Source organism: Saliphagus infecundisoli, assembly GCF_020177375.1.
Classification (GTDB): domain Archaea; phylum Halobacteriota; class Halobacteria; order Halobacteriales; family Natrialbaceae; genus Saliphagus; species Saliphagus infecundisoli.
On record NZ_JAIWHV010000001.1, the window covers coordinates 625,296 to 641,141 of the forward strand.

The 15,846-nt window shown below is 70.2% G+C and carries 23 protein-coding genes; 9 read left to right on the forward strand and 14 right to left on the reverse strand.

What is annotated here, in order from left to right; genetic code table 11:
* The first annotated feature begins 2 nt into the window (after nt 1–2).
* Genes LCF40_RS03470 through gvpM form a run of 6 tightly spaced genes read left to right on the forward strand, consistent with a single transcriptional unit; the run spans nt 3 to nt 3,503 of the window.
* Entirely contained in the window at nt 3–542 is a 540-nt protein-coding gene (locus LCF40_RS03470) for an Hsp20/alpha crystallin family protein (RefSeq protein WP_224827368.1), read from the forward strand.
* Nucleotides 539–1,492: a magnesium transporter gene (locus tag LCF40_RS03475; RefSeq protein ID WP_224827369.1), complete on the forward strand. Its 954-nt coding sequence runs from the start codon at nt 539–541 to the stop codon at nt 1,490–1,492. Before LCF40_RS03470 ends, LCF40_RS03475 begins: the two co-directional genes overlap by 4 nt.
* Nucleotides 1,482–2,000, forward strand: coding sequence for a gas vesicle protein GvpJ (gene gvpJ / locus LCF40_RS03480; RefSeq protein ID WP_114575681.1), 519 nt, complete (start codon nt 1,482–1,484; stop codon nt 1,998–2,000). Before LCF40_RS03475 ends, gvpJ begins: the two co-directional genes overlap by 11 nt.
* Nucleotides 1,997–2,335, forward strand: coding sequence for a gas vesicle protein K (locus LCF40_RS03485; protein ID WP_114575680.1), 339 nt, complete (start codon nt 1,997–1,999; stop codon nt 2,333–2,335). The genes gvpJ and LCF40_RS03485 overlap by 4 nt, the downstream gene beginning before the upstream one ends.
* Complete coding sequence (gene gvpL / locus LCF40_RS03490) at nt 2,332–3,225, forward strand: gas vesicle protein GvpL (protein ID WP_380683279.1); 894 nt, start codon at nt 2,332–2,334, stop codon at nt 3,223–3,225. The genes LCF40_RS03485 and gvpL overlap by 4 nt, the downstream gene beginning before the upstream one ends.
* Nucleotides 3,222–3,503 (forward strand): gas vesicle protein GvpM, encoded by a 282-nt coding sequence (gene gvpM / locus LCF40_RS03495; protein WP_224827370.1) that lies wholly within the window; start codon nt 3,222–3,224, stop codon nt 3,501–3,503. The genes gvpL and gvpM overlap by 4 nt, the downstream gene beginning before the upstream one ends.
* Nucleotides 3,504–3,507: 4 nt before the next feature.
* On the opposite strand, the gene LCF40_RS03500 is transcribed toward gvpM, so the two are convergent.
* Complete coding sequence (locus LCF40_RS03500) at nt 3,508–3,741, reverse strand: hypothetical protein (RefSeq protein WP_224827371.1); 234 nt, start codon at nt 3,739–3,741, stop codon at nt 3,508–3,510.
* A 206-nt stretch (nt 3,742–3,947) separates the two neighbouring features.
* On the opposite strand from LCF40_RS03500, the gene LCF40_RS03505 reads away from it, so the two are divergent.
* Nucleotides 3,948–4,187, forward strand: coding sequence for a glutaredoxin family protein (locus tag LCF40_RS03505; RefSeq protein ID WP_224827372.1), 240 nt, complete (start codon nt 3,948–3,950; stop codon nt 4,185–4,187).
* A gap of 65 nt (nt 4,188–4,252) precedes the next feature.
* On the opposite strand, the gene LCF40_RS03510 is transcribed toward LCF40_RS03505, so the two are convergent.
* Nucleotides 4,253–4,477 carry a hypothetical protein gene (locus tag LCF40_RS03510; RefSeq protein ID WP_224827373.1) on the reverse strand — a complete coding sequence of 75 codons (225 nt, stop codon included), beginning with the start codon at nt 4,475–4,477 and terminating at the stop codon, nt 4,253–4,255.
* Nucleotides 4,478–4,501: 24 nt separating this feature from the next.
* On the opposite strand from LCF40_RS03510, the gene LCF40_RS03515 reads away from it, so the two are divergent.
* Nucleotides 4,502–6,244, forward strand: coding sequence for a MutS-related protein (locus LCF40_RS03515; protein WP_224827374.1), 1,743 nt, complete (start codon nt 4,502–4,504; stop codon nt 6,242–6,244).
* A gap of 77 nt (nt 6,245–6,321) precedes the next feature.
* On the opposite strand, the gene LCF40_RS03520 is transcribed toward LCF40_RS03515, so the two are convergent.
* The 12 genes from LCF40_RS03520 to LCF40_RS03575 all read right to left on the reverse strand — a co-directional run bounded on the left by LCF40_RS03520 (nt 6,322) and on the right by LCF40_RS03575 (nt 15,068).
* Nucleotides 6,322–6,597, reverse strand: a complete 276-nt coding sequence (locus LCF40_RS03520) for a hypothetical protein (RefSeq protein WP_224827375.1) — start codon at nt 6,595–6,597, stop codon at nt 6,322–6,324.
* Nucleotides 6,598–6,713: 116 nt separating this feature from the next.
* The gene (locus tag LCF40_RS03525; protein WP_224827376.1) at nt 6,714–8,474 is read right to left on the reverse strand and encodes a YcaO-like family protein; all 1,761 of its coding nucleotides are present in this window, start codon (nt 8,472–8,474) and stop codon (nt 6,714–6,716) included.
* A 51-nt stretch (nt 8,475–8,525) separates the two neighbouring features.
* Nucleotides 8,526–8,990 (reverse strand): RNA-binding protein, encoded by a 465-nt coding sequence (locus tag LCF40_RS03530; RefSeq protein ID WP_224827377.1) that lies wholly within the window; start codon nt 8,988–8,990, stop codon nt 8,526–8,528.
* A gap of 29 nt (nt 8,991–9,019) precedes the next feature.
* Nucleotides 9,020–9,235: a DUF1918 domain-containing protein gene (locus LCF40_RS03535; protein WP_114575671.1), complete on the reverse strand. Its 216-nt coding sequence runs from the start codon at nt 9,233–9,235 to the stop codon at nt 9,020–9,022.
* Between the two features lie 46 nt (nt 9,236–9,281).
* On the reverse strand, nt 9,282–9,935 hold the full coding sequence (locus LCF40_RS03540) for a hypothetical protein (protein WP_224827378.1): 654 nt from the start codon (nt 9,933–9,935) through the stop codon (nt 9,282–9,284).
* 57 nt (nt 9,936–9,992) lie between these two features.
* Nucleotides 9,993–10,673: a type 1 glutamine amidotransferase domain-containing protein gene (locus tag LCF40_RS03545; protein ID WP_224827379.1), complete on the reverse strand. Its 681-nt coding sequence runs from the start codon at nt 10,671–10,673 to the stop codon at nt 9,993–9,995.
* A 50-nt stretch (nt 10,674–10,723) separates the two neighbouring features.
* On the reverse strand, nt 10,724–11,710 hold the full coding sequence (locus LCF40_RS03550; RefSeq protein WP_224827380.1) for a DHH family phosphoesterase: 987 nt from the start codon (nt 11,708–11,710) through the stop codon (nt 10,724–10,726).
* Nucleotides 11,711–11,782: 72 nt separating this feature from the next.
* Nucleotides 11,783–12,775 (reverse strand): ornithine cyclodeaminase family protein, encoded by a 993-nt coding sequence (locus tag LCF40_RS03555; protein ID WP_224827381.1) that lies wholly within the window; start codon nt 12,773–12,775, stop codon nt 11,783–11,785.
* 42 nt (nt 12,776–12,817) lie between these two features.
* A complete protein-coding gene (locus LCF40_RS03560; protein WP_114575666.1) occupies nt 12,818–13,042 on the reverse strand; it encodes a DUF8015 family protein in 225 nt (74 codons plus the stop codon).
* A 324-nt stretch (nt 13,043–13,366) separates the two neighbouring features.
* Entirely contained in the window at nt 13,367–13,792 is a 426-nt protein-coding gene (locus tag LCF40_RS03565) for a DUF3054 domain-containing protein (RefSeq protein WP_224827382.1), read from the reverse strand.
* 55 nt (nt 13,793–13,847) lie between these two features.
* Nucleotides 13,848–14,492 (reverse strand): triose-phosphate isomerase, encoded by a 645-nt coding sequence (gene tpiA, locus LCF40_RS03570; RefSeq protein WP_224827383.1) that lies wholly within the window; start codon nt 14,490–14,492, stop codon nt 13,848–13,850.
* 39 nt (nt 14,493–14,531) lie between these two features.
* Nucleotides 14,532–15,068 (reverse strand): multiprotein bridging factor aMBF1, encoded by a 537-nt coding sequence (locus LCF40_RS03575; RefSeq protein ID WP_224827384.1) that lies wholly within the window; start codon nt 15,066–15,068, stop codon nt 14,532–14,534.
* A 121-nt stretch (nt 15,069–15,189) separates the two neighbouring features.
* Between LCF40_RS03575 and LCF40_RS03580 the strand changes: the two genes are divergently transcribed.
* A complete protein-coding gene (locus LCF40_RS03580) occupies nt 15,190–15,843 on the forward strand; it encodes a cyclase family protein (protein WP_224827577.1) in 654 nt (217 codons plus the stop codon).
* Nucleotides 15,844–15,846: the final 3 nt, after the last annotated feature.

The following is a 15,846-nucleotide window of genomic DNA, read 5'->3' on the forward strand; positions in this document are numbered from 1 at the left end:
TCATGACCGACCGACCACCGAACGACGGAGACCGGAGCGACGACCGGCGAGAGAGCGCCCGCGGAGGGTCGTGGATCTCGACGCTCATCGACGCCCTAGAACGCCTGGAGAACCGGTCGGGCCGGTCCGGGCTCGACTACGACGTCTCGATCCGGTCGGGTCTCGAGGGCCTGGGCGGCGATACGGGACTGTCCGAGCGCGCCGGGCGGCCCTCGCGCGCCGGGCGGCCCTCGGGGCCGCCCGGCTCGCGCGGGGGAGACGGAGGCGGCCGCGTTCGGCGCCGTTCGGACGACCACCACGTCTCGACGCGGACCTACGACGACGAGGTGATCGTCACCGCCGACATCTCGGGGGCCGATCCCGACGACGTCACCGTCGGCTTCGACGACTCGACGCTCGTCGTCGGCGTCGCCGGCCGGGAGCTAGAACGCGTCCACGTCCCCTGGCCCGACTCGGCCGCCGACGCCGTCGTCCGGAACGGCATGCTCACCGTCACCGTCGAACCCGACGACGAGGACGGCGAGGGGGGCGAGACACGATGAGCGATCGGTTCGAGGAGCTCCTCGAAGCCGCCGAGGACGCGATCGACGACCTCGACGAGATGGATCTCGAACTCGAGGGGAGCGACCCCGACGACCGAACTCTCTTCGAGGAGCTGACCCACGACCAGGTCGAGTCGCTAGTCGGTAATCTCGAGGCCCTCTCGGAACTCGTCGAGGAGGCGATCGACCTCCTGGAGGCGATCGAGTTCTCGGAGCTCCCCGAGGCGATCGACCGCGAGACGGCCCTCGAGGCGATCGACACGGGCGAGATCCCCGACGCGATCGCCGACGGCGAGAGCGACGACGTCGTCCGGATCGGGCGGCTGGCCCGTGCGATCAACGTCACGGAGCTGTGGGACGCGGTCGACATCTACGACCTCCTCGAGTCCGCCCGCGAACTCGACGACGAACTCGAGGAGGTAGAGGAGGAAAGCGAGGAGGGAAGCCTTCTGGACGAGGCGGCGGAGTCGATGATCGACGAGGAGGGTGGAGACGGGGAGGGGTGGACCGACGACCTCGGCGACCTGGGCGACGAGTTCGGGGAGGAGTTCGCCGAGGAGGTCGGCTCGATCGACTTCAGCGACGGCGACTCCTTCGGGATGGACGCTGAGGAGACCGAGGCCTACCAGGCGATGATCCAGCAGGCCGCGATGGCGGGGATCGACGAGTTCCGCGAGGCGCTGATCGCGACCCACGGCGAGTTCCAGTCTCTCTACGAGTTCAACAGAGAGAAGATGCGCCGGACCGACCGAAGCTCCTCCTCGCGGAACCCGACGGCGGCCTCGACGATGCCCGTAGAGCGGGGCGACCTGCCTTCCGTCGCCCGGACCTCGACCGTGCCCCGGAAGGTCCGTCACTCGAACGGTCCCACCCGAAAGCGGATCTACGGACGGCGGTTCGAGGCGGAGCTAGAGCGCCAGCGCGCCCAGCGGGGTGACGATGGTCGATAGCGTCCAGCCGAGCAGACAGCAGGCCGACCTCGCGGAGGTCGTCGAGATGCTGCTGGACAAGGGCGTCGTGATCAACGCCGACATCGCCGTCTCGGTCGGCGACACCCAGCTCCTGGGGATCCAGCTCCGGGCGGCGCTGGCCTCCTTCGAGACCGCCGCGGAGTACGGCCTCGAGTTCCCCGAAGGGACCGACATGGAACGAGTCGCGGCGGCCGTCGGCGACCCCTCGATCGCCGAGGAGGAGGCGACGGCACCGATCGACGCGACCCGCGGGGTGAACGTGAGCGAGGAGAGCGAGGCGAACGATCGCAGCACCGACAGCCGGAGCGCGCGCCCCGATCCCGAGACGCCGACGGGGGGGGACGTCGACGTCTTCGACGGCGGACCGCTCGATACGGACGACGGGTCCGAAAGCGAGGACGGGTCCGAAAACGACGACGGCGGTGCGGACGAGAGAGCGGAGGCGGAGGCCGAACCCGGCGGCGACGGCGGTGGAGGTGGGGAATGACCACGATCGACGTCGAGGGCGGGGAGGCAAGCGACGGCGTCATGACGCTGGTCGTGACGGTCGTCGAACTGCTCGTCGACGCCTTGGAGCGGGAGGCGATCCGCCGGATGGAGTCGGGGACGCTCTCCGACGAGGAGGTCGAACGGCTGGGCCAACAGCTCGCGGCGATCGAAGCCGAGATCGAGCAGTTGAAAGACGATCAGGGGATCGAGGAGGGCGTTTCCGACCTCCGGGGGGATCTCGACGGGATCGTCTCGGACGCGATCGAACGCCTCGGAAGCGAGACCTCGCCCCACGAGCCCGGCTACTCCGTGTTCGGGGGTGAAGGGGAGTGACGGGGGACGGGCCGCTCGATCCGGGCGTGGCCGCCGGCGACGTCGATGCTGCCGACGCGGAGGACGGCGAGGGGCCCCCCGAGATCGACGAGGGACGATACCTCTACTGTGTGGTTTCGGTCGACGAGGGGAGCCCGGTCGAGGCCTTTGAGGCGACGGGCGTCTCCGACGAACCCGTATCGGTCGTGACGAACGGCGGGATCGCCGCGGTGGTCCACTCCTGCGAGGAGGTCTACGACTCGGCGGACCTCGGGCGCGTGCGGCGGTGGCTCGTCCGCCACCAGTCGGTCGTCGACGACGCCGGGGAGGCCTTCGGCACGCCGATTCCCTTCCAGTTCGACACCATCCTCCGGGGTGACGACGAAGCCGTCGAGGAGTGGCTCGCCGCGGAGGGCGACCGGCTTCGGGAGTTGCTGGCGTCGCTCGCCGGCCACTGGGAGTACCGGGTCGAGGTCGTCGAACGGGACCCGCCGTCCGCGGATCGGCTAGAAGAAACGGACGAGGAGCTCGCCGACCTCCGCGAGCGCATCGACGGGAGCGGGGAGGGAACGGGGTTTCTCGTGGAGAAGCAGTACGAGAAACGCGTCGAGACGCTGCGGGAGCACCGCCGGGCGGAGCTCACGGCGGATCTCGCCGACCGCCTCGCCGAGCACACACGCGAGGTCCACGAGCTCGACCGGTCGCCGGCCGCGGATCTCGCCGGAGGCAGTGGGAGAGAGCGGGAGGGAGAGACGATCTGCCGGCTGACGCTGCTCGTCGCCGAGGAGCGCGAGGAGGCGGTCGGTGCCGCGCTCGATCCCGTCGCCGATCGGGAGGGGATCGAGGTCCGATTTACGGGGCCGTGGCCGCCGTACACGTTCGTTCCGGAGCTTGGCGGGGGTGAAGAGTGAAACCCAGCAAGGACGAGGACGCCCTCGTGGACCTCCTCGACGTCGTCCTCCGCGACGGCGCGATCCTGCGGGCGGACGTGATCGTCACGGTCGCGGACGTCCCGCTCGTGGGGATCAAGCTTAGTGCGGCGATCGCGGGGATGGAGACGATGACCGAGTACGGCCTCTTTTCGGAGTGGGACGCCCGCCGGCGGGCGGCGGCGGTCGATCGCCGGCAGTACGACGACGGCGAGCACGGGCCCCTCGACGTCGGCGACGAAAGCGAAAACGGCGAGTGAAAAATCAGGCGTGCTCGGGCTTTCGCCGGGTCAGTGTGACCCCGCCCGCGACCGTCGCACTCGCGTCGGGATCGACCTCGTTGTCGGTTCCGGTGTAGGTGTAGCTCCCGGTGGCCCCACAGAGGGTACACTCGTAGCGTTCGTCGATCTCGCGGAGCAGTTCGTCCGCCTCGAAGTAGACGCGGCTCCGGGTGATCTGGAGGAACTGGGCGGTCTCGCAGTTCGCGCATTCGATCATGGCAGTGCACACCCGGTATCGGATCGTAGTTATCCGGGCTGTAACCCGGGCGGTCGCGATCCCATCCTCCGATTACCCCGGATATACACCGTATTACCCCGGAGAATGCGATCGTTTACCCGCGAAACCGGGCGATGCCGACCGCCTTTCCGGCGGGCTCGACCGCCACCCTCGGCTCTTTTAGGCTCCGGCGGCGAGTGACGGGCATGGCGATCACCCTGTACCAACTCGAGGGCTGTCCGTACTGCGAGAAGGTCGCCGACCGACTCGACGAGATCGGAATCGGGTACGAGACGGTCTGGACCGACGCCCTGCACGCCGATCGCAACGAGGTCAAGCGGGTCTCGGGACAGCGGGGGGTCCCCGTCCTGGTCGACGAGGATCGGGGCGTGACGATGTCCGAATCCGATAACATCCTCGAGTACGTCGAGCGGACGCTGGCGTAGGGGCGGACAGCGGGCTGCCGGCGGGGGAGAGGGGCCGTATGCGGGCCCTGCGATCGCGGCCCGGGCTACAGTCTCCGCATAACGAAGGTCGTCTCGACCGTCCGGTCGGCCGCGGGGAGGAGATCCCCGCCGGAGTCGCTCGCCGACGCCGGCCCCGCGGTCGTCGGTTCCCCGACCGGCTCATGTCTCTCTCCGGGCGGCGTCCCCACCGCCCGGCCCCACCGCCACCCGGCCCCCGTCGCCGTGGGGTCGCCGGGCCTCCGTTTTCGGCCGCCGGTCACAGTCTTCAAGACGGTTCCTCCGAACCATCGGGCATGCGACTCGAGGAGTACTGGGGCGTCGGGCCGAAGACCCGCGAGCGGCTGGTCTCCGAACTCGGCGCCGAACGGGCGGTACGGGCGATCGAGCGCGGGGACGTCCGGGCGCTGTCCGACGCTGGGCTGGCCCGCGGGCGGGCGACGCGGATCCTCCGGCGGGCCACCGGCGGCGAGGGGATGGACACCCTCGCGACGAGCGACGCCCGCCGGGCGTACAAGGAGGTCCTCGACCTCGCGGTCGAGCACGCGGTCACCGGGCGGGCCGCAGACCGGATCCGGGTACTGACGCCGCTGACGACCGTCGAGGCGATGGACGACCGCCTCGATAGCGTGCTCGGGGCCCGCGAGGCCTGGGCAGGGCTCCCCGAGGGAGAGCGCGAGGCGGTCCTCGCGGCCTACGGCCGCTACGACGACCGCGGCGGAAGCGACCGCGCCGCCGTCGAGGCCGCTCTCGCCCTGATCGACGCCGGGGTCGAGGCGGGGCCGTTCGGCGCGATCGCCGACATCGACCGCGAGCGCCTCGCGGCGGCGGCGACCGCGCTCGAGGGCCTGGAGGACGAGGGGGTCCGGGAGGGCGCCGACGAGGAACTCGACCGGCTCCGGACGGGCCTGGGCGCCGTCGAGGACATGGACGCCGACGCGCTCTCCCTGATCGAGGAGCTCCAGTCCGCGGGCGTGGCGGACGTCGAGGGCTTTCGGGACGCGTTCGAGGAGCGGCTTCGCTCGGAGGCCGACGTCACGATCGACCGGGTCCGGGCAGCGATGCCGACGGACGCGACCGACGCGACCGACTTCGTCGGGAGCACGTTGCGGGAACTCCGCTCGGAGCTCCGGGAGGCCGCCGACGACCGCGAGCGGGCGGTCCGGGCCGACCTCGAGGAGACCCTCGAGGAGACGAAAGCGGAGGTCGAGGTCGCGATCGAGGCGGTAGACGAGATCGCCTTCCACCTCTCGCTGGCCCGGTTCGCCGAGGCCTACGACTGCACCCGCCCGGCGTTCCGGGAGGGAAGGGAGGCCTCGCTCGCGGTCGTCGGGGCGCGCAACCTCGCGCTCGCCGCGGGCGGGGAGGCGGTCCAGCCGGTCACCTACGCGCTCGGCGACCACGGCGTCGATGAAGTCCCGCCCGGGCGGGTCGCCGTCCTCACCGGCGCGAACAGCGGCGGGAAAACGACGCTGCTCGAGACCTGCTGTCAGGTCGTCCTGCTGGCGACGATGGGGCTGCCGGTGCCCGCCGAGCGCGCGGAGGTGACGCCCGTCGAGTCGCTCGTCTTTCACCGCCGTCACGCCAGCTTCAACGCGGGCGTCCTCGAGTCCACGCTCAAGTCCATCGTCCCGCCCCTGTCGGGAGAGGGCCGAACCCTGATGCTCGTCGACGAGTTCGAGGCGATCACCGAGCCCGGAAGCGCCGCCGACTTGCTCCACGGGCTGGTCCGGCTGACGGTCGGCCGGGAGGCGCTCGGGGTCTTCGTCACCCACCTCGCCGACGACTTGGAGCCCCTTCCCCCCGAAGCACGCGTCGACGGCATCTTCGCGGAGGGGCTCGATCCCGACCTCGATCTGGTAGTCGACTATCAGCCCCGCTTCGACACCGTCGGGCGTTCGACCCCGGAGTTCATCGTCTCGCGGCTGGTGGCAAACGCGGGCGATCGAAGCGAGCGTGCGGGTTTCGAGACCCTCGCCGAAGCGGTCGGCAACGAGGTCGTCCAGCGGACGCTGGCCGACGCCCGCTGGGAGGCGTAGGGAGCGGCAGCCCGCCGAATCGGCCACTTCACAGCTACTCTCTTCCGAGCGCCGACTCGTGCCCGTCCGGAGCCGGTTCATCGGCCCCGGCGTTCGAAACCCAGGACGCCACAGCCGACGGCGACCGACGCGATCGCGTACGTCACGACCGGCGTATCACATCGGTTCACGCCTCCGTCCGGCGAGTAGACCATCGATAGCCCGGCATAGCTGTAATACTCGAACCCGCCCGGCGGATCGCCTCTGTATCCAACGTCGGTACAGTACGTCGACGGTAACTCCGGGAACGTGAGCGCGATGACTGCAGTCAGAACGCCCCCGATCAGGAGGAAAACCGCCCCGAGCGCCGCCATTCGGCTCCGCATGAATACATCTTATAAATACACCTACATAATGGTACGGGGCCGAGGCTTCGGTTCGTTCCTCACTCCCGGCTCTCTCCAACTCCATCCCGCTACCGGGGGGTGACCTACGGATACGGGTGGAACTCGCGGTCGAGTCGGGGCTCGAACCCGAGGCTCTCGGGGACCGTCCCGGCGCGCTCGCCGAAGAAGGGCTCGCCCGTGAACAGCGGCTGGGCGCCCGGCACGACGACGCGAACCGCCTCGAACCCCAGGTCGGCGACGTCCGGCGTCGTGATCCGGGCCGCGTAGGGCGTCAGTCCGCTCGCCTCGACGCGGGAGACGACGGCGTCGAGGGCCTCGCTCCCCTCGGGAACCGGATCGGGGCCGACAGAGTCGGCGGGAACGCGCCCCTCACAGTCGAGGAACTCCCGGACCCGCTCGGGGAAGTCGGCGTACTCGCCGATCGCGCCGGAGGCCGCGTCGCTTCCCTCCTCGCCCATCGACCGAAGCTCCATCCAGTTCTGGATTGCCTCCTCCAGGGCGCCTCTGGCGGCCGCGTTCGCGTCGAGGCCCGCCGCCGAGCCGATCGCGAAGCGGGGCCACTCGCCCTCCCGCGAGACCGCACAGGCGACGACCGGGACGTCGACGTCCTGGGTCACCAGAAGCGGCGTCACCGACAGGCCCTCGCCGCGGGCGCGGCCCGCGAGCGCCTCGAATCCCTCGTCGTCGACGGCGAGCTCGAGGGGCTCGTACGTCGAGTACCACGAGAGCATCGCCGCGTCGCGCTCGATGGTCTCGGTCAGCCCGGCGAGCAGGGCACCGACCGTCGAGGAACCCAGCCCGAGCCCGGTCGTGATCGCGGGCACCAGCCGCTTTCCGGGCTGGGGGAACTGGACGGCCGCCGCGGGCAGGTACGCCGACTCGCCCGTCGATAGCTCCTCGCCTGCGACCCAGCGCCGCTCGGCGTCGGGGTCGATCTCCGGGGCGGAGTCGGGTCTGACGAGGTCCGTCGGCGAGACCGCCCGCCCGAGATCGGCGGGCGGCGCGTGGTGGAAGTCCGTCTCGCGGTAGACTCCGGCACAGTAGCGCTCGAGAGCCTCGCCGACGGCCTTCATCATCGCCGGGTTCCAGTCCTCGGCGACCCCCGCCGCGTTGGTGGGGGCCGCGGCGTCGCTGAAGGCGGTCGTGTCCGCGATCGTCGCTAGGTAGTACGGCGCCGGGAACGACTCGACCTCGCCGATCGTCGAAACGATCCCGACCCGGTCGTCGATCGCCGCCTCGGCGCGGGAGACCGCGGCCTCGACTCCCAGCGAGTCGTCGTCCCGCCCGAGGTCGCGCTCGCGCTCGCGACCACACTCACAGCCGGGAACCGGGAGGAGCCGGCGTCTGGCGTGGGGGAGTTCGACCACCTGGCCCATGATCGAACGGTCGTCGTCCTCCAGCAGGGAGACGAACTCCCGGCCGGCGACCGCGCCCGCCAGGCGGGCGACGTGGCGGGGGACCTCCGGCGTCTCAGCCCCCTCCGGTGCGTCCGCGCTCGTCTCCCCGTCTTCCTCTCCGCCGGGATCGCCACTCGTCGATTCGACCCGCGTTCGCAGGCAGTCATAACAGCCGGGCTCGATCCCCGGAAAGCCCGCGACCGCGGCGTCGACGCCCCCGCTCCCGCCGACGCCGCCGACTTCGACGGCGATCCAGGGCGTCCCGCCCGCCATGGCGGCCTCGTTCGCCCGCTCGAGCGTCCCGCTTCCGGAGCGGGCGGCGACGACCGCGAGGTCGGCCTCCGCGACGCCCGCGGGGTCGCCCTCCCGGACCCGGACCTCGACGTCCTCCAGGGCGGCGACGACGGCCTCCCGAACGGGGTCACCGCCGACGATGTGTACGTCCATACGAGCCGCTTGACCCCCACTGGGAAAAGCGACCCGCTCGCGGATGAGCGATTAGCCGCTGGCCTCCTCGTGGTCCTCGCCGGATTCCGCCTCGAGTTCCTCCAGCACCTCGCGGGCGTTCTCGACGGCGGCTTCCTTGGTCGCCGGGTAGGCCTCGACCTTCGCGCGGACGGTGATCCCCTCGCCTATGACGACCTCCCCCTGGAAGGCCGCCTGCTTGTCCACTCTGAAGAAGAGTTCCGTGTTCTCGGTCACCCGCTCGTCGAGTTCGGAGACCAGCCGGTCTCCCTCCTCGATCGCCGCGAGACGCGCGAGGACGGTCCGGATCCCGTCGGCGTTCTCGACGCGCGCCGAGAGGACGAGGATGCGGTCGCCGTAGTGGCCCTCGCTCTCGGCGCGCTCGATTTCGAACCCGTCGGGGAGGAGGGTCCGAAGCGCCGACTCGACGCGCTTTTCGTCCTCGGTGGCGTAGCAAAACGTCCGCAAGTCGACGTAGTGAAGCGGGATATGTGGCATCTCGGACAGTGCAGCGGGATCGCGGGACCTTACTCCTCGGCGTCGACGTCGTCCCCGTCGTCGTCTTCCTCGGCGGCCTCCAGGGCGTCCTCGGGGACGCCGGTCTCCTGGCCCTCCTCGAAGCTCACGGTGTAGGTGGTGTCGCCGAACATCGACTCCATCGTCTGGGTGACGGTCCCGGTCTCGCCGTCGAACTCGCTGTGTTTGTCCGACAGGACGACCCGGTCGTCTTCCTCGAAGCTCATACCCCTCCGTTCCCCGCCGTCGGGTAAAAGTGGACTGATTCGGCGGCTACTCCTCGTCCTCCTCGGCTTCGTCGGCTTGATCGGCTTCGTCGGCTTCGTCGTCCTCGCCACTTCTGTCGGCCTCGTCCTCGTCCGTTTCCTCGTCGTCCTCCCCGACCATCGAGACGCCGCTCGTGGGGGGCTCGTCGGGGACGGTCGTTTTGTCCTCCTCGGGAACGGCGTCCTCGCCGCTCGGACCCGTCATCTCGGCGGGCTCCGCTGCCGTCTCGACCTCGCCGGCCTCGCCGACGTCGTGGCCCTCGGGCTCGCCGACGCCGCTCGGGGGTATCGTGTTCGCGGCGGCCATGTCGTCGTCGGTCTCGCCGGGCGTCACGTCGTCGGCCTCGATCTCGTCGCCGAGGGTCTCGTCGAGTTCCTCCGAGCGGTCCCCGCGGCCGCCGTCGGTCGCGTACTGGCGCTGGACGAGCCCGATCATGATCCAGCCGGCCCCGAACAGCAGCTTCGCGAACCCCCGGCTCCGGTTCGACCGCATGAGCTGGAGCCCGCGGACCACCGAGATCGCTCCGGCGGCCATCGAGATCGAGCCGTCCCGCCCGTACTCGCCGATCAGCTTCCGGACCGGCTCGGGGATCGCTCCGACGGCTCCTTCGGCAGTCTCGCCATCGGCGGTTCGCGCCATCGTGGGAATCATGGGACTCATCGTGTGTCCACGGGTTACCGGTCCCGGCAGAAAGGCATGTACCCGGCAGGGGCGTGTTCAGCCCTCGAGTTCGTCGAGGAGGGTCTCGGCCGCAGCCGCCGAGGATTCGGGGCCCCGCGCCGTGATCAGGTCGCCATCGACGGTCACGCTCGTCTCGGCGTCGAGTTCCGCGTCCCAGTCGCCGCCGGCGGCCTCGACCTCGTCCTCGACCATGTACGGCAGCTTCCGGCCGTCGTCCATCCGGTCGGCGTCGTCGACCATCCCCTCCTCCCACTCGTTGGGGAAGCCGGTGACCGACCGGCCGTTGACCAGGAAGGCCCCGTGGCGATCCCGGGTAAAGGCGAGCAGGCCGACGGCGTGACAGACGACGAGCGCGAGGCCCGCCTCGTCCTCGACGGCCGCCGCGAGCAGCCCGCGAGCGTGGCGGTCCTGGTTGACGTCCCACTCGGTGCCGTGGCCGCCCGGGAAGACGACGGCGTCGTACTCCTCCGCGCTGGCCTCGGCGACCGGGATCGGGTCGTTGAGCCGCTCGTCGCTCGCGTGGACCTCCTCGACGTGGGCGGCGGTCTCCGCGCCGACCTCGTCGGGATCGATCGACCGTTCGTCGATCACGGGCGGCGAGCCCGACGGCGTCGCGACCGTGATCTCGACGCCCGCATCCGAAAGCGTCTCGAGCGGTTCGACGCATTCCTCTCCCCAGTAGCCTTCCTCGCTGACGACGAACAGGGCTTCTGTCATCACCCGCCGTAGGGGCGTCGGCGCCAAAAGCCCTCGCCGGAGACTGCAGGCTACGCGAGCCCGAGTTCGGCGAAGAACCGGCCGGCGACGCGCTCGCCGGCGAGCGCGAGCAGGCGGTCGTCGTCGACCTCGGCGGCGAACAGCCCCAACGTGATGCGGCCGCCGGCCATGTCGTGGTGGCCGCCGACGGCACCCAGATCGCCGTAGGCCCGCTCGACGGCCTTGCCGACGTGGATCCGGGGGTCGATCGAGCGCGCGGAGAGCCGGATCGTGCTGTCGGTCACGCCGTAGACCAACACCGTATCGACGCCCTCGACGTTGAGCAGGTAGTCGGCGGCCTGGGGGAGCGCGTCGGTTTCGGTGGTCCGGCCCGCGCTCGCGACGAGCGCCGATCCGCGGCGCTCTCGGGAGGCAATCGCCCGGCCGATGGCGTCGATGGTCTCCGGGGTGAACGCGGCGCCGTACAGTCCCTCCAGGACCTCGAGATCGGCTCCGGGGTAGACCGCGAGGGCCGCCTCGTACTCCCGGATCGTCGGCTCGCGGACGAAGTCGAGGCGCTCACGGTGCAGGGCAAAGAGCAGCGCCGACGCGAGCCGGGAGGAGAACGGGATCGAGAGTTCCAGACAGTACTCGACGAGGATCGTCGCCGTCGCGCCGTAGCCCGTCCGGACGTCCGAAAACGCCGCCTCCCTCTCGGTACCGGGGTGGTGGTCGACGACGATGGTCGGCTCGAGGTCGGCGCCGACCCGCGAGGCCGGTCCCGCGTGATCGACGAAGGCGACCGAGTCGTACTCGCCGAAGTCGACGTCGTTGACCTTCCGGACGCCGATCTCCAGCACCTGGACGAACGCGCGGTTCTGCTGGTGGGAGATCTCGCCGCCGTAGACGATGACGGTCCGCTCGACGCCCTCGCGTTCCGCGATGGTCTCGAGAGCGAGCGCGCTCGCGAGACAGTCCGGATCGGGGTTGTCGTGGGCGACGACCGCGAGCGAGTCGATTTCCTGAAGGGTCGCCGCGAGCTCCGCCGCGCGGGACATGCCACGGAGTACGCGGTCCGAGGGTTTGAACCCGCCGCCCCCGCCCGTCCCGAGATCGGTGGCGGGGACGCCTCAGCGCCCAGTCAGCGCCTCGCTGGCCGGCGCGAAGGGTATCTCGGTGCCCAATCCCTCCTCGCGGGCACGTTCGTAGAGCATGGCGCCCGCGGCGACCGTCTCGATCCCGGTCCCGCCGCTGTCGAACACCGTCAACCCCTCGTCGTCCGTCCGGCCGGGCGCCTCGCCCGCGACGACGTCGCCGAGTTCGGCGTGGACGTCCGCTTCGTTTACGGCGCCGGCCTCCATCGCCGCGATGAACGAACCCGCGTCCTCGGTCACGCGCTTGCGGAGGTCGGGGACGTACGTCGCCCGCGCGATCGTGTCGGCGTCGAGTTCGCGTTTGTCGGGATGGTACTGACCCATCGCGGTCACGTGGGCGCCGGCCGCGAGGTCCGCGCTTTCGACGACCGGCTCGCTCGCCGTCGTCGCCGTGATCACGATATCGGCGCCCTCCGTGGCGGCCGCCGCCGACTCGACCGCCCGCACGTCCGCCGAAAGCGAGTCGTCGAACTCGCTCGCGAACGCCTCGCGGTTCTCGACCGTCGGCGAGAACACCCGAACCGTCTCGAGATCGCGGACGGTCGCCGTCGCCCGGAGCTGGCCCCGCGCCTGGGCGCCGGAGCCGATCACTGCGACCGTCCGGGCGTCCTCGCGGGCGAGGGCGTCGACGCCGACGGCGCCCGCCGCGCCGGTCTTGTAGGGATTCATGCTCGCACCGTCGAGGAGGGCGAGGGGCTCGCCGCTGTCGGCGTCGAAGATGGGGGTCACGAACCAGGCGTCCTCGCTCCCGAAGCCGGCGGCGTAGATGTAGCCGCCCATCGCGCCCGTCTCCGGGAGGAGGGCGCCGTAGCTCGTCAACATTCCCGCGGGCTCCTCGCGCATAAACCGTTCGCGGGGTTCGGCGGGCGCGCCCTCGCCGCGCTCGCGGTAGCCCCGGCGAACGGCCTCGACGTACTCCGTGGGCGTCGCAAGGCCGGAAACCTCCTCGCTCGTCAGAAACAGCGTCATGGACGGGAATACGGGCGCGAAGAGAAAAAAGAGGCGATCGGCTCAGTCAGCGTTGAGCGGGGACTGGTTGCTTCGGGCGGGTCGGCCGGCCGCGGGCGAGTCCGTGGGTGCGTTGACGAACATCGCGTGGCCGATGAGGCCGATGGCGACGACGGCGCCGACGGGGACGGCGGTCGTCACGGAGGCGCCGACGACGGTCAGTGCGGCCGTGATGCCGAGCAGTGCGAGCGGAATGAGGCCCAAGACGATGTCATAATATCCAGCCATAATCTACTCCATAGTATGGGAAATAGCCATATAAGTGTTCCCCATAATCGGGGAATATTGATTCGGGAAGTGCTGTGGAATCACTGAGAACGGGACCGATAACTTATACGAGTGTTATTTCTCGTGAGAACGGCCGAATCATACGGGATCAGCCACTTCCTGCATTATCTATCAGGAACTCCAATACCCGGAGTTCTCCCTCAAATGTGTGGTTTCGTTCCGAGAAGAGATCCGAACGACCACTCATCATCGAAAAATCCTCTCGACCGGAACTGGTTGTCGATACGAACGGTTTCGAGGAAGGTTTCGGCTACGTCGGTCGCTTCAGCGGCGCGCGGAGACGGCCGCGACCGCCCCGCGCCAGACGACCAGTACGACGAGTCCCAGGCCGGCGATCACGAGGTTGAACGGCCAGGCCGCGCCGCCGTCGAAAGCCGGCGACGACCGCAGTATCAGGCCGACGTTCGCGGCCGCGAGCCAGCCGACCGTGACGAGCCGGATCGCCCGCCCCGGGGACGCGAACGCGTCGGCGGCGTACAGCCCTGCGAGGGCGGCGACCGGGAGCCAGGCGAGCACGAACGGGGCCATCGTCTCCGCGGTCGCGAGCGGGTCGGCGAGCGGATCGGTCCCGTGCTGGATCACGCCGACGATCAGGAGCCCCGCCAACAGGAGGAGGTCGCCGGCCGCCACGAGGGCCGTCCGGTGATCGATCGCGACCAGCCCGGAGCGCGCGCGTGCGGTCTCGCTCATGGCCGGGAGTCGGGACTCCGGGCCTATCGCTCTCCCGGTTCGGTCGTGCCGCGCTTCAAAGGGGTTCGACCAGCGCCTCGAGCGCTTCTCGAGGATCGTCGGCCTTCGCGACGCCGCTTGCGAGCAGGACGCCCTCCGCGCCGAGGTCGGCCGCGGCGAGGACGTCCTCGCCGTCGGTGATCCCCGCCCCACAGAGCACCGACACCTCGCCATCGACGCCCGCCGCGGCCGAGACGGCCTCGGCGACGATATCGGGATCGGCCGTGCTCACGGGGGTCCCGGTGCCGATCAGTTCGGGGGGTTCGACGGCGACCCGGTCGGGACCGAGCGCCGCCGCGGCGCCGATCTGGGCGGGGTTGTTCGCACAGACGACCGTTTCGAGGTCCGCCCGGTCGGCCGCCCGGACGGCGCCGTCGATGTCCGCGAGCCGGCGGCGGCGCTCGGAGTGGTTGATCAGGGTGCCGACCGCGCCCGCGTCGGCGACCGTTTCGGCGAGCGTCCCGCCCGTGTTGCTGCCGTGTGCGATCGGGTCGACGTGTTGGGCCCAGGTCTCGACGCCCGTCTCGGCGACGCGCTCTATATGGGCGGCCTGGGGGGCGACCGCGAGGGTCGCTTCGGTCTCCCGGTCTACGTCGCGGACGGCTTCGGCGACCTCGACCGGGTCACACGGATAGGTCTTCAGGTTGACGAGGACGAACATATCCCAGAGGGTGGCCGGCGGAAGAAATAGGTTTCGACGCTAGTCCTTTCGCTTGACGACGTCCCCCAGCGTGTAGCTGCCCGTCGAGGAGCCCCCGCTCCACTCGGAGTCGCCCCCGGCGCCGCCGTCGGCCGAGAGCCCGATATCGAGGAACCGTTCGAGTTTCGACTGGACCCGGTCGCTCGGCAGGGTGTCGCCGCGCTCGAGTTTGCGGATGAGACTCGCCTTCTCGTTCAACTCGTCGGCGAGATCCGACTGGCTCAGCTCCCGGTCCTCGCGGGCCGAGCGGATCCGCTCGTCGTAGTCAGTGACGAGTTCGTCCATGTCGTCGAACATGTCCGGGGGCGAGCCGCCGCCACCGCCGGCCGAGGCGGTGGTTCCCCCCGTCGAACCGGATCCCGACCCCGAGGCGGAGTCGGAGTCCGTCGAGTACTTGGTCGACGTACTCGACGCGCTCTCGGTACGTACCTCGGTGCCGAAGTCCGTGCAGTCCGAGCAGACGTCCAACTCGGCCCCCTCGATTTTGACGGTCTTGGGAGACGACGTCTCGGCGCCACACATCTCGCACTGAACCATAGCCGATGCTATACCCCGGCGCGGCTTAAAGGATGCGACGACCCGCGTCCGGTGAGGGTCCCGCGGGCGACGACTTCCGGGCCCGTGCACAATCCATATCCCCGACTCCGTCGTTCGACCGATCGTGTACGACCTGTCACACCCAATCGAACCCTCGATGCAAACGTTTCCGGGCGATCCCGACGTCAGCCTCGCCGCGACGCGGGAGTTCGCGATCGACGGCTACCGGGTGCGCGAACTCGGCTGTGGCAGCCACACTGGGACCCACGTCGACGCCCCCGCACACACCGAACGCGACGGGAGGGCCCTCGAGGAGTTCCCCATAGAGCGGTTCGTCCTCGAGACGGTCCGGGTCGACTGCCTCGACCTCTCGGCTCGCGACCCGATCCTGCCCGACCGGGTGCCCGAGAGCGACGTCGACTGCGTCGTCTTCCACACCGGCTGGGACGACCACTGGGAGACCGATCGGTATCTCGACCATCCGTATCTGAGCCCCGAGACCGCCCGGCGGTGTGTCCGGGAGGGGTACGCCGTCGGCACGGACACGTTGAACCCGGACCCGACGCCGTCGCCGAACGCCCGGGAGGCCGAACCCGACGGGGCCCCGGCACACCACGCCCTGCTGGGGGACGACCGGCTGATCTTCGAGAACCTGACCGGCCTCGATCGGGTGCCCGAGCGGTTCGAACTGCGCGCCCACCCGCTCCCGATCGGCGGCGACGGCGCGCCGGTTCGTGCGGTCGGGGTGGTCGATCCGGACGACAAGCCGTCCTAACTG